Source organism: Allomuricauda ruestringensis DSM 13258, assembly GCF_000224085.1.
Classification (GTDB): domain Bacteria; phylum Bacteroidota; class Bacteroidia; order Flavobacteriales; family Flavobacteriaceae; genus Flagellimonas; species Flagellimonas ruestringensis.
The window spans coordinates 1,921,048-1,933,549 of the sequence record NC_015945.1; the positions used below are offsets into that span (position 1 = coordinate 1,921,048).

Here is a 12,502-nt window from a genome sequence, read left to right on the forward strand (position 1 = left end):
AACTTTAGGTTTGCAGTTCACAGTTTAAAAACCTTAAATATGACGGGCAAAATTAAATTTTATAATAACCAAAAGGGTTATGGCTGGCTTTACACCGAAAAGCCAGAAGAAGAGTGTTTTTTTCACATATCTAATGTAGAAGGCGAATTGCAAGATTTAATATCATGCAATAAATACGAAGATGAACCTTTAACTTTTGTAACTAAACCTTCGACTACACATACAGATAGAATGGTTGCTGAAAATATAAGGTTAGATCTTAGTAAAAGAAATGTAGGTTTTGTCGATGAATACGATAAAGGTTATGGTAGAATTATATGTGCTAACACAGATAAAAATTTCTTCTTTCACCACTCTAAATTAGTAGGGTCTGAAAATCGTTATATAAGAGTGAGTAAAGGTGACCCGGTCATTTTTACGGGTAGTGAAAATGATAAAGGGCTTGAAGCTCTAGAAGTAGTGGTAGTGGATAACAGGTCAAGTCTAGAAAAGTTTGCTGAATTTGATAATTTTTATGAATCTCTATCTCAATTAAAGGTAGTGGCTCAAGAAGAAGATTGGGATTACATTAAGAATAGAACAGGGTATGATCCTGTGCTTTATAGTTATATTAATCATACATTTAATAGAATAGAATCACAGGACAAGTTGGTCCTTGGTAAATCTTCTGTAGGAAAAGAATATGCAATATTTAACACAGGTTTGGCGACCAAGTTTCAAGATGATGTTTATGCATATTTTCAGAAGTTAGATGTTATAGATTCTGATAGAAAATGGAAAATAAAAGAACCGCAATATCGTTTTCTAGAATTCAATACAGATCAGTCCCATTTTCGTAAGTATCTACCTAAATCACCAGAAATCGCAACTTATTTTTCGGAAGCGGAAATAACAGAACTTATTTATGATTATTCGCTAAATGGTGGTGAAATAATTATTGATAGGGAACATATAATTTCTAGGAGAAGTAGATTTCCTTCGGAGATTAGAGAGCTTAACGATGAAAAGTTTTTAGATACTATTAAAAAAGGTATTGAATTAGCTCTAAGAAGAATAAAAAGAAATTATAAAACTGCAATCCCTCATTATTATGATGGTAAGATTCAGTTTTTGATGCCGTTATGCTTAGTTTCAAAGTCTGAGGCTGATTTAGCTCTAGTTGTAAATAAAGAAGAGTATGTATACAAGGCTCATACAGTGTTAACGCTGGATCAAGCTTATAATAATGCTCGTTTACTCGCTAAACCTGACAGAGAATGGTTAAATCCATAATGTAATAGTCTTTCTATGAAGGCAAAATTTATAAGCTTACCAGAAAACAATCCAAACTTTAGATACTATTTGGGCAAAAAGGGTAAGAATAACTTATTGGTTGTGGCATTGAACCCCAGCACGGCCAATGTTCACAAACATGATGGAACTTCCGATAATATCGAAAAAATTACAGCTGTAAATGGGTTTGATGGATGGTTGCTTTTTAATCTTTCACCTCAACGGACACAATACCCTTATTTATTAGGATTAGAGCCAAAAATAAAAATGCTGGAACAAAACCGGCATTTCCTAAACCAATTTCTTAAAGATAATGATTGGAGTATAGGTTCAGTATGGCTGGCATGGGGTAATAATATAAATCTCAGACACTATCTAAAAGAAGAAGCACTTCATGTATTAAGTAAAATTCGTGACTTAAATTTAAACATTTACTGTATTAAATTAACAGGAACCGGGCACCCTTATCATCCTTCTAAACAAAGTGTCAATCGGTACGTTGGCCCAATTGATAAAATAGAATTTCATCCATTCGAAATTGACTCCTACATAAAGAAGTTAAAACAAAACTAAGTATCTTTTAACCATGGCTTCAAATTTCCAGTTTCTAAGAGATGAATTCAAAATATTGTTTGAGAGAGCCTCTAGGGCTGAGAGTTTTACAATAACCGACCCTCGTACTTCCTTAATATATGCTCGTATGGCATTGGAAGAAGCTGTTCAATGGATGTATGCCAACGATGAGGAACTTGAGCCTCAATACGATACTACGCTTCATAACCTTCTTGTTCAAAATGCATTTAAGGAGCAATTTAACCACAAACTGTATGGAGAGTTATTTATAATTAAAAAAGCTGGGAATTTGGCTACTCACGGAAAAGCTGTGAGTGATATTGATTCACACAAAGCAATTGAGGCTCTATTTTATTTTACTAAGTGGTTTGTTAAGTCATATAGTCAAAATGGGGTTCCGCATATTGGTATTTTTGATTTTCATTTGTTACCAAAGGAAGGCAGTGATGTTCTGTCTAAAAAGCAGACAAGAGAATTAGAGCAGGAACTTGAAGAGAAATTAACGGTCAATAAGGAGGAACTAAGTCGTAAAGAAAAAGAAAGACAAGAACTCATACAGAGCAATGCGCTTTACAAAAGGCAAATTGAGGCATTACAGTCGCAAATTGAGGCCAATAAGGTAATAGCTAACCAGCAAGATGAGGTTCAACACCCAAGAAATGAAATAGAGACTCGAAGATACCTTATTGACGTCTCGCTTAGAGAAGCCGGTTGGAATTTAGATGGCGTAAATGATAAGGAGTATTTGGTTCAGTATATGCCAGAAAGTACGAATAAAACGAAAACTGGTAAAGTGGACTACGTACTCTGGGATGATGATGGTCTCCCACTCGCTCTTGTGGAAGCAAAGAGCACCCTAGTAAGTGCTACAAAAGGAGAGAATCAAGCCCAACTCTATGCAGATTCCTTAGAAAAGATGTTTGGACGTAGACCGGTTATGTATTACACCAATGGGTATGAAACATATTTGTGGGATGATGGGTTTTATAAACAATCGAGAAGGGTATTTGGTTTTTATACAAAAGCTGAACTACAAACAGTCATGTTCAGAAGAACCCACCGAAAAGATATTCGTACTGCACCAATCGATACTAACATTGTGGAACGGTTTTATCAGATACGGTCTATAAAAAGCATAGCGGAACATTTTGCCGGCAATGATAAAAGAGGAGGTGGGCTTATTGGAACAAATCGCGGTGCCTTATTAGTGTTGGCAACAGGGACAGGAAAGACGCGTACTTCAATTGCTTTTTCAAAATTGCTACTGGAGTGCAACTGGGCAAAGCGTATATTATTTTTAGCGGATAGAATAAGTTTGGTTGAACAGGCCAAGAGAAATTTTGTAAAATTCTTGCCACAACACGCCAGTGTAAATCTTTTGGAGGAAAAAGATAACCCTGATGCTAGAATAGCGTTTTGTACCTATAACACTATGATGGGGCTAATTGATAATTCAAAGGAAAAAGAGACTCGATTCTATGGAGTAGGTCATTTTGATTTGGTTATTATTGACGAGGCACATAGATCTATTTATAAGAAATATCAGGCCATTTTTGAGTATTTTGATGCACTCTTTCTTGGGTTGACGGCCACGCCTTTTGATCGAATTGATAAAAATACATATTCCGTATTTGGTTTGCCGGATAAAATGCCAACTGATGCCTATACTTTCGAAGAAGCTGTATCCAATAAACATTTGGTGCCGTACAAATCAATAGAGTTGCCTACTAAGTTTTTACGTGAAGGTATTCGTTATGACGAGTTGTCAGATCAGGAAAAGGAAGAATTTGAACGGGAAATACTTGATGGAGAAGAAGCAACAGGCAACGAATGGGTTTCTTCAACTGAACTGAACCAATGGCTTTTTAACAAACCAACGACGATTAAAACGTTGCGTTATATTTTGGAAAATGGAATTAAAAAACGTGGCGGGGAAGAATTGGGAAAGACAATATTTTTTGCAAAAAACAGAAAACACGCCCAATTTTTAAAAGACACTTTTTTAGAATTAGACAAAGAGTTATTCGGGAATGAATATGTAAAAGTTATTACGCACAGTGAGCCAAAAGCAAAGGAGTTTATTAATCGATTTTGTGATGAGGAAATGGACCGGTTGCCACAGATAGCTATATCTGTAGATATGATGGATACCGGAATTGATGCTCCCAGTTGTGTAAACTTGGTGTTTTATAAACCCGTTAAATCATATGCCAAATTTTGGCAGATGATTGGCAGGGGGTCCAGATTAAGACCAAATCTATTTGGAGTTGGAAAGGATAAGACTCACTTTTTAATATTCGATTTATGCCAAAATTTTGAATTTTTCAAGCAAAATCCTGAAGGAGTCGATGCGAGTCCCCAAAAGAGTTTGTCTGAAATTGTTTTTGGTTTACGGTTACAATTAGCAGAATATTTAAAGAGTCCTCAATTTAAGGATGAGGTAGAGTTGACAGCATATAGGATGGAAATATTAGATGGGTTGTATAAGGATATTTCAAATTTAAATCCTGATCGATTCGATGTGAAAATGAAACTGGAAGTTGTAAATGAGTTTGGCAATAACAACCGTGAAATATGGAGCCACCTTAACAAACAAGAAGTCAGTAAAATTGAAAGTGAATTGGCTCCATTGGTGAAGCCCAGAAAAGGAGATTCAGACTTATCAAGATTTTATGATAAATTGCTTTATTCACTTATCATTAAGAGACTTGAAACTCCAAATGTTGAAGAATTTACCAATGGCTTTATAGTCCCCATTTCAAAAGTTACTACCACTTCTAGAAAGTTGTTGAAGAAAACAACCATTCCTGCGGTTAAAGAAAAAGAGTCACTGATTAAATTACCATTGGAAGAAGGGTTCTGGAAAACTGAAGGTATAGTTCATTTAGAAAAACTTAGGAAAGGAATTAGGGAATTAGTAAAATATATTGATCCTGAAGACCAACGCTATGTGACCACAGATTTTGAAGATGTCATCTTGGAGGACAAAATTGTCGTTAGTGATATGGTCAGTGAGCCAGCTATTACTATGACATCGCCTTTTCAAAATAATGTCTATAGATTGGAACAACTCATTAGGGAAAATGAAAACCATATAACAATCCAAAGAATTAGAAAGGGAAAAGTCATAACTATTAAAGAACTTTCAGCTCTGGAAGATTTGCTTTTCAGTAATGGAATTAAAAAGGATTCTTTGGAGAAAGAATTGGGTGGCAAACTAAACCTGGTTTCATTTATAGTTGGTTTAATTGGCTTAAGTAAAGAGAAAGTAGATTCTGCTTTCGCCCAATTTGTTAATGATTACAAACTTAATTCTGTTCAAATAGAGTTTTTGGAAACTATAAAGAAATTCTTAACATCCAATGGTAAATTAGAACCAAGTAAGCTTTACGACTCTCCATTTAAAAATTATCATAGTTTAGGTATTGAGGGTGTGTTTAATGAGCAACAGGCAGATACTATATTTAAAATTGTAAAAGACTTCAATCAAGCAAATTAAGGCTTTTTGATTCAGTGCAGTTACTCTGCATAATTTTGCCCTTTATTTGCAGTGTAATTCTTAATTCACTGCTTATGACTGCATATCAAAAACATTGGAACGCTGAAATCGAAAATTTGATAACTCAATTGGATGCTCCAAATTCTCTCGAAGAGAATATTGTGGACACGCTTAACAATTGTAAAAGAACTGGAATTTTTCCAAATCAAATCATCAATGCTTTAAGATTGGGACTTTCCATTAAGGAAGGGAATCAAAATATGGCATTTGTGGCATCCATGCAGAGTGGAAAATCTGGTACGATATACTTTCTGTGTAATTATGTACTTCCCGCAATTGGCATGGTAAATGAATATGAGTCCATTCTATTTGTTACAAGCATGAGGGATACAGATTTGTATGATCAAAACTGTAGGGTTCTACAGAAGGAGTACTATGATGCTGTAAATGGTGAAATGAAACCATCGAACATTAAAGTGATGAAAATGAGCGATTTTTTTAATCATCCAAACCCTCATAAGGTCGTAAATGAATTTGATGTTCAGTTGATAGTTCGTGATGAGGATCAATACGGGTGTGGAGAGGCTTCAAGTTTTCAATCTGCATTCTTTGCAGAATTAAGAAGACGCATGCCAGATATTAAATTGTTAGCAGTTAGTGCCACGCCATATGATATTTTAGATGCACAATATACAGGTGCGGCAGATGTTGATGTTATAGTCGGTGTTAGACCTCCAGAATATTATGGTATCACAGAAATGTTAGAAGATGGATTAATAGAAGACTTGCCCGAAAACTTTAGACCGCTTCTATCTCAAGGTAGCGATGATGATTTGGTTTATACCATTCATCCACTGGTTAATGTTTATATGAACCACCTTTGTGATTTTAAAGATGGTCTTGGGATAATTAGGGAATCTAACACATCAAGGGCATTAGAACTTCGAAGTCTTTTGAAAACAGATTTCAAAAATAGATGTAAAATTATTGCAATTGGGTCAGATGTGGCATGTGATTATGGTATCAATGAAGGAATAAAGGAAGTGTCTAGTCTAATCATGAAAAGGGGTAAGCGGGTTGTTTTGATAATTGTTCAAGCACTTACTGCCGGTAAGGATTTGGGCATTCTCAAGGAAAAAGTGCGATTCGGAATGGAGCCAAGGGACAAACAATTAGCCAATGGTGCCCAAGGAATTACTGGAAGATTCTGCGGATACCATACTAATCGTGATTTTAAGTTATTGGCTAGTGTTGATTTGTTAAGACATTATGCGGAATTTGAACAGGATTGGGAAATTTTTGCAGATGAGACATGGAGGAATGGACTATACAACAGCAATGTATTTGGGTTAAGTACTCATACTAGATTTCAAAAGACACAATCTGAAGGTTTCTTTACACCAATTATTGAAATAATAGAATTGACTTTTGATGAAATCATAACCGAGGAAGGCAGGGAAAGATTAAACTTTATCGATGATGAAGCCTATCATAGACTGCTGGACTTTTTTGAGCCAACATTTTATAACGTTGCAACCAAGGGAACAAGGTTTAAACAAAAGGGTGTCACTGTTCGTATTGCTTCTAGTTACAATTCTCATAGTGATAGAGTTGCTAAAAATTGGAACTGCAATTTGGATAGTGATTTTGGAAATATTTTCTTTAAAAAGAACCCATATGAATATGGAATCTTAATAAGTAATTTCCCTACTCATGATGGAAGAAATAATATAGGATTTACTGGTATAAAAATTATACGTTCAGGCAGCAAAGAATGGCGCAACCAAGAAACTGATCTCCTGAATAAATCAATGTATAATCCAGAAGATTAATTTTTTGTAATTAACAAATGGACAATATGGTTTTGGATTAAACATCCCTAAAGGATTAGCTATCATTTGTGGTTCCGCTTTCGGGACTAGAAATGTATAGCAAGAGGATAGCACGCTGGCGCGATGCTATTGATTCATTTTCCTTCGGAAAAGCCCATTTTTAGAGCGTTTTTTGAAAATATTGAATGATGACGTTTAAAGTGTTTTTCACGGAAAAGCACTCTCAGCCCAGTAAAATCAATAGATTTTTCACGAAAAAATGGTTTTTTAAGGTTTGTTCAAGGATATCTATAGCAGTATCTCTATGCGCAATTTATTTTAGCGGTCATTCTCCAATTTTTGGTGAAAAAATCCTCTCAGCCCAGTAAAATCAATGCATTTTTGGTGAAAAAATGATTGTTCGGTGTTTGAATTAGGGTTTGATTTGTCTTTAATCTTTTGACCGTCTGAAAATTCAGGATTGATGCTGTTTTTAGCGTAAAAATGCGTTCAGCCCAATAAAATCAAGGAATTTTTAGCGTAAAAATCAAAAATCAGTTGCTTATTTGGCCTGAAAATGCTTTGGGCACCTCTAATCATTCCTCTTCTTTGGCTTTCTTTTCTTCCCTGTAAAATAAGTTCAAATGGTCCATCAATGCTTCTTCACCGACTGGCATTAAACGATTGGCGATGGTCATCGCTTGATGGATGAATTCATCTTCGTTTCTGTCCATTACATCGTCCGAACCCAACTCGGGATTTATAGCCCTCATGGAAAGGTATATCAATGCGCGAACCGTCAACAAGAGATCGGCATGACCGTCAAGGTAAAAGAAGGTGGGTTGGAACTTTTCCTTAAACCATGGGTGGGGAACCAAGGTGGGGTAATGGTCATTTGAGTGGTGTCTCAAATCTTTTAAGAGCTTTTCTTCGTTTGGGTTCATGGCGTGATATATTTAAATTGATTTACGGGATTACCTATTTTCAAGTTTCGTTAGCATTTCATCCAGTTTGTCCATATAGTACATTTGACTATCTGGAAGGATGCAAAGAACCAGTTCCAAAACTTGGGTGATACTATCCTCTTTTGATGCATTTTTGTTTTTAGGGGCCAACATCATCCCATCACCATCAAGGGCGAATACACAGAGCTGCAATAGGCTTCTGATCTGCATCAAAAGATGGTGGTTGTCCCTGACCTCGAAGTACACATGGTTTCCTTTGAGATCCATGGATTTTTTGTTTCCCAATAGTCCCGAAAGGTTGTTCCTAAGTTGTTGGATTTCCTCCAAAGTCTTTAGCCTTTGTTTATTTGATTTCATGTCAATGGATTTATTTGGTTGCGGCTGTCTTTTGTTCTGACAGGAGCTTTCTCACCTTGTCCAAGAATTCCATTTCATCATAGGGTATCAGATCAAGTATATATCCGAGAACCTCGCTTATATTGAAATGGGGCTGGGGAACGGAACGTGTCGAGAAATTTTCGTTTTCCAAAGCTGTGATACAGACCTTGATCAAGTCAGAGATCATAAAAGAGGTTTCTTGGTATCCTTTGGTAATGAGTTCTACGCTATAGAGTCCCTTTTCGGGGATATAGGGTTTCAAGGCATGGAAATGCATTTTCTCCAGTTCTTTCAATTGTCCAAATAGGGATGATTCATCATTGTTTTCAACACTCTTGGTTTCTTGTAGGAATGCTTTATTCTTTTCAATTCCCTCGATTTGGTTTTTGCACTGATCAAGATGCTTTTGAAAAATGGACTCCACTTCTTGGATGAAATCGTTCATCTTGGATTGGATGATCTTGGTCTGTATTTTTGTGATTTCAAACTCATTGCCATACCGGGCGACACTATAAGCATGTTCCAATAGGAGCAACAGTTCATTGCTCTTCAACTCCGAAGTTTCCAAAAAAGGTTGCAGGGTGGGAAAGAACTGTTTGCAATAGTTGATATGGCTGATGATACTGTGTGTCACCATACTTCTTCCTATGCACATCTGTTCGATGAACCTGAATGAAAGCTCAAAGACCTGGTGCATGTTGAAGGTGGCAATGGCATAGTCCCCTTCCTTGATCAAGATGTCCGCAGTATTGGCAAAGGCATTTACTTTTGCCAATTCAGATTTGTGATAGCGAGAAGCCCTTTTCATGAGAGTGTTGTAGGCCATAGTGGAATAATCCATGATATTCTCCCCTTCTGGATGAGCGAATACAGTTTTCCCAAGACAACAATGTTCCAAGAAATAGAGCGAACCCCTTTCAAGGCCTGTTTCGGATTGGTTCTCTGTATAGACCCTAATCCTGAAATCGGGATGCTTCTTTCCCTTTTTTGTTATTAGGGAACGGATCTCATTGGGCAAGGGGTCATTGTTGACATCCACAAAAAGGGTAAGGAAATAATATTCGGTTTTGCCTTCATTTTGTTTACGGGATAGAAAGGCCCTGTCAATAGTAATAATGTTCAGGATGCTGTCGAGCAATTCGGACAGCTCTTCCACTTTTTCAAAGTGTTTTGGTATGTTTGTGCCATGTGTCATAGAAATGTGTATTAAAGGGTTCGAGAATTATCCACCATATTAAGGCCACATTTCCATGTATCCCACCATGGGCACTTGTACTTTATTGATGCTGTTTTGTATTTTACAATCGGATTATTGTGGGAAACACCCTATATTTGGGATATGGAGACAATGACCAAGAACAATCATATAGGCAGAAAGATCAGTAGGATCAGGGAACTTCGTGGAATGAAGCAGGAGACCCTGGCCGAAGAATTGGGCATTAGCCAACAGGCCGTTTCCAATATTGAGAACAGTGAGAAGGTAGATGATGTCAAGTTGGAGCAGGTTGCAAAGGCACTGGGTGTTACCAAGGAAGGAATTGAGAATTTTTCTGAAGAAGCGGTTTTCAATATCATCAACAACACCTACAATAATACAAGTAGTGATAATTCCACCATTATTGCCAGTTCCCTTAATTATCAGCCAACATTCAACACAATTGAAAAAGTAGTTGAGCTTTACGAGCGTTTGTTGCAAGCTGAAAAGGACAAAGTTGCTTATTTGGAAAAGCTGATTAAATAACTTGATTTAATTACCAACGATTCCCTTACTTCATTTGATATGGTATTTTAAACACGGCTCTGGTCAATTTGTAATATCTTTATATGCTAAACGGTAATAGATAGGCACATGCAAGTTCAATTTCGTACCAAGGAAGAGGCCAATTTGGAACAGGAAAGGGATTTCCTGAAACTTTCCCCTATTGAGCGTTTTTATCGTTTCTTGGATTTGATGCAGCGCATCAACCGATTTCCCACAAAGGCCAAGTATGATGAGAATAAATTCATCATACAGATTACTACAGGGAAATGAGGCAGTGGAAGGAAGATATTGACCTTTTCTTGAAAATGACCAACAAACATGGGGTTCGTATGCTGATGGTAGGTGGGGGTGCCGTCAATTTTCACGGGCATCAAAGACACTCTGCCGATGTTGATTTCTGGATAGACCCCGAAGAGGACAATTTTAAAAGGTTGGTAAAAGTGTTCAATGAAATGGGATATGAGATCGAGGATTTCCCAAAAGAAGTGAAGGACGGACAGCAAAACATTTCCATTAAATTCTCCCCTGCCGATCTCAACCTAGAGTTGATAACCAATTTTTCAGTGAACAAAAGTTTCGACCAAGCCTATGAAGAGGCGGAAGAAGCTTCATTGGATGACCAACCCCAACTTAAATGGAAAGTGTTGAATCTTGATGACTTGATTACAAGTAAGATCAAAGCGGGAAGGCCCAAGGATTTGGCAGATGTCCAACAATTGAAGAGGATCAACAATAAAGACTAGTTGGAAACCATGTCATCCTGTAGGCCAACAGTGGGTACTACCAAAAAAATAAGAAATTCTTCTAAAATTAGCTGCCATTGCCTCGCTCAGTAAATTAGTTAGGCAAGATTTGGGGCTTGCAGCGCTGCACTTCGTTTTGCTCGCTATTTAACTTATTGATTTTATGTGTTAATTGCATTTCATTTGAGCTGATTATAGGTTGTTTTGAGATGATTAATTATAAAAATTGGGTTGCACACAGGCTTTATTTGATTCAAACAGCCAATTGACTTCAATTTGAATTGACTCTTTTTAAAGTCTTTTGTCTTTTTCGAATATTAGATGCTAATCACAACTTTATTAAGGATATTTGGAAACAAGGTAATTTTGGGAAGAGTCAAATGGTCTAAAACTTTTTAGGCTTACTCCACTTGAAATTGGCATCTGTCAGAACCTTAACGAAAAATATAACCGCTGAGATTAATAATTTAATGATGTTGGATAAATTAAAAGAAATAATTCCGGTTGAGGGCATCCAAGAGAGAGATATCGACCTATTACTTTTGGAAGAACTCAAATCCAACCCTGATTTTATCAAGTGGTTTTTAAATAAAACCATTGCCTATGAAAATCAGTTTCAAACTATTGGCGCATGGCATTCGTTATCACAAGCAGGACTCGGTGAGACAGATGTTGCATTATTAGTACAGTTGAATAATAAAAAAGTACTTTTTCTAATTGAAAATAAAATCACCGCCAATTTTCAACCAGAACAGGAATCAAGATATCGGAAAAGAGGGCGATTAAGGATGGAAAAAGGTGAATGTGATGAGTATCATACAGTTTTAACTGCACCAAAACAATATATCGACCATGACCATGATTTTGACTTTCATTTAGATTATGAGTCAATTAGAGATTGGTTTGAACAACAACTTTTGCTTGGCGAAAGGGCCAAATTCAAATCAGAATTATTGAATATCGCCATAGAAAGATTACGCAGAGGTTACAGGGGTGTAGCTGACGATAACGCTACTGATTTCTGGTGGAAATATTATGAATATTCCAAAAAACATTTTTCTCACTTAGAAATGCGAAAACCAAAGAATGGGGTTCCGAAACTTTCAAATTTTATACCATTCGAAGCTACTGTTCCAAATCTAAAAAAAGGCGATGAAATTCTACATAAAGCTTTTTATGGTAATGTGGATATCCAATTGAGAGGTAAAGCGGATGAAATAGAAGCCATCAAAGAAATATATCAAAACAACTTACCGGATGATGCAAAAATCATCAAAGCTGGAAAATCGGTGTGCATTCGCTGTAAAGTCCCAAAATTGGATTTTGATCAAGATTTTGAAAACCAGATTTCAATTGTAAGGCAAGCACTAGAACAAGTTGATAGGTTATATAATTGGGCGAATGAAAGTCTCAAGAACTATTAAGGAATTTGGCCCTCCTCGCATATTTAGGTAACTGTCATAACTGGAGAATTTGGGCCATTCAGGTGGGTAAAGAAA

Annotated in this window: 11 protein-coding genes; 8 read left to right on the top strand and 3 right to left on the bottom strand. The window is 36.5% G+C overall.

Going from position 1 to position 12,502, the window contains the following annotated elements; translation table 11 throughout:
- Positions 1-39 precede the first annotated feature (39 nt).
- From MURRU_RS08635 to MURRU_RS08650, 4 genes are all read left to right on the top strand, one after another.
- A complete protein-coding gene (locus MURRU_RS08635; RefSeq protein ID WP_014033078.1) occupies positions 40-1,272 on the top strand; it encodes a DUF3825 domain-containing protein in 1,233 nt (410 codons plus the stop codon).
- A gap of 15 nt (positions 1,273-1,287) precedes the next feature.
- Positions 1,288-1,845, top strand: a complete 558-nt coding sequence (locus MURRU_RS08640; RefSeq protein WP_014033079.1) for a DUF1643 domain-containing protein — start codon at positions 1,288-1,290, stop codon at positions 1,843-1,845.
- A 127-nt stretch (positions 1,846-1,972) separates the two neighbouring features.
- Positions 1,973-5,344 carry a type I restriction endonuclease subunit R gene (locus MURRU_RS08645; RefSeq protein WP_245545028.1) on the top strand — a complete coding sequence of 1,124 codons (3,372 nt, stop codon included), beginning with the start codon at positions 1,973-1,975 and terminating at the stop codon, positions 5,342-5,344.
- Positions 5,345-5,418: 74 nt separating this feature from the next.
- Positions 5,419-7,176, top strand: a complete 1,758-nt coding sequence (locus MURRU_RS08650) for a hypothetical protein (RefSeq protein ID WP_014033081.1) — start codon at positions 5,419-5,421, stop codon at positions 7,174-7,176.
- 575 nt (positions 7,177-7,751) lie between these two features.
- Here the strand turns inward: MURRU_RS08650 and MURRU_RS08655 are convergent.
- Genes MURRU_RS08655 through MURRU_RS08665 form a run of 3 tightly spaced genes read right to left on the bottom strand, consistent with a single transcriptional unit; the run spans position 7,752 to position 9,693 of the window.
- The gene (locus tag MURRU_RS08655; protein WP_014033082.1) at positions 7,752-8,099 is read right to left on the bottom strand and encodes a hypothetical protein; all 348 of its coding nucleotides are present in this window, start codon (positions 8,097-8,099) and stop codon (positions 7,752-7,754) included.
- 30 nt (positions 8,100-8,129) lie between these two features.
- Complete coding sequence (locus tag MURRU_RS08660; protein ID WP_014033083.1) at positions 8,130-8,477, bottom strand: hypothetical protein; 348 nt, start codon at positions 8,475-8,477, stop codon at positions 8,130-8,132.
- Between the two features lie 10 nt (positions 8,478-8,487).
- Positions 8,488-9,693, bottom strand: coding sequence for a HEPN domain-containing protein (locus MURRU_RS08665; RefSeq protein ID WP_014033084.1), 1,206 nt, complete (start codon positions 9,691-9,693; stop codon positions 8,488-8,490).
- Between the two features lie 144 nt (positions 9,694-9,837).
- Here MURRU_RS08665 and MURRU_RS08670 point away from each other — a divergent pair, with 144 nt between their 5' ends.
- From MURRU_RS08670 to MURRU_RS08685, 4 genes are all read left to right on the top strand, one after another.
- Positions 9,838-10,239 (top strand): helix-turn-helix domain-containing protein, encoded by a 402-nt coding sequence (locus MURRU_RS08670; RefSeq protein WP_014033085.1) that lies wholly within the window; start codon positions 9,838-9,840, stop codon positions 10,237-10,239.
- 108 nt (positions 10,240-10,347) lie between these two features.
- The gene (locus MURRU_RS08675; RefSeq protein ID WP_014033086.1) at positions 10,348-10,530 is read left to right on the top strand and encodes a hypothetical protein; all 183 of its coding nucleotides are present in this window, start codon (positions 10,348-10,350) and stop codon (positions 10,528-10,530) included.
- Complete coding sequence (locus MURRU_RS08680) at positions 10,527-11,003, top strand: nucleotidyl transferase AbiEii/AbiGii toxin family protein (protein WP_014033087.1); 477 nt, start codon at positions 10,527-10,529, stop codon at positions 11,001-11,003. The genes MURRU_RS08675 and MURRU_RS08680 overlap by 4 nt, the downstream gene beginning before the upstream one ends.
- Before the next feature lie 410 nt (positions 11,004-11,413).
- Complete coding sequence (locus tag MURRU_RS08685; protein WP_148261495.1) at positions 11,414-12,427, top strand: hypothetical protein; 1,014 nt, start codon at positions 11,414-11,416, stop codon at positions 12,425-12,427.
- Positions 12,428-12,502: the final 75 nt, after the last annotated feature.

Excerpts from the sequence above, each read along its gene's own strand:
- MURRU_RS08635 (WP_014033078.1), top strand. The coding sequence starts at position 40 with ATGACGGGCAAAATTAAATTTTATAATAACCAAAAGGGTTATGGCTGG.
- MURRU_RS08640 (WP_014033079.1), top strand. The coding sequence starts at position 1,288 with ATGAAGGCAAAATTTATAAGCTTACCAGAAAACAATCCAAACTTTAGA.
- MURRU_RS08645 (WP_245545028.1), top strand. The coding sequence starts at position 1,973 with ATGGCATTGGAAGAAGCTGTTCAATGGATGTATGCCAACGATGAGGAA.
- MURRU_RS08650 (WP_014033081.1), top strand. The coding sequence starts at position 5,419 with ATGACTGCATATCAAAAACATTGGAACGCTGAAATCGAAAATTTGATA.
- MURRU_RS08655 (WP_014033082.1), bottom strand. The coding sequence starts at position 8,099 with ATGAACCCAAACGAAGAAAAGCTCTTAAAAGATTTGAGACACCACTCA.
- MURRU_RS08660 (WP_014033083.1), bottom strand. The coding sequence starts at position 8,477 with ATGAAATCAAATAAACAAAGGCTAAAGACTTTGGAGGAAATCCAACAA.
- MURRU_RS08665 (WP_014033084.1), bottom strand. The coding sequence starts at position 9,693 with ATGACACATGGCACAAACATACCAAAACACTTTGAAAAAGTGGAAGAG.
- MURRU_RS08670 (WP_014033085.1), top strand. The coding sequence starts at position 9,838 with ATGGAGACAATGACCAAGAACAATCATATAGGCAGAAAGATCAGTAGG.
- MURRU_RS08675 (WP_014033086.1), top strand. The coding sequence starts at position 10,348 with ATGCAAGTTCAATTTCGTACCAAGGAAGAGGCCAATTTGGAACAGGAA.
- MURRU_RS08680 (WP_014033087.1), top strand. The coding sequence starts at position 10,527 with ATGAGGCAGTGGAAGGAAGATATTGACCTTTTCTTGAAAATGACCAAC.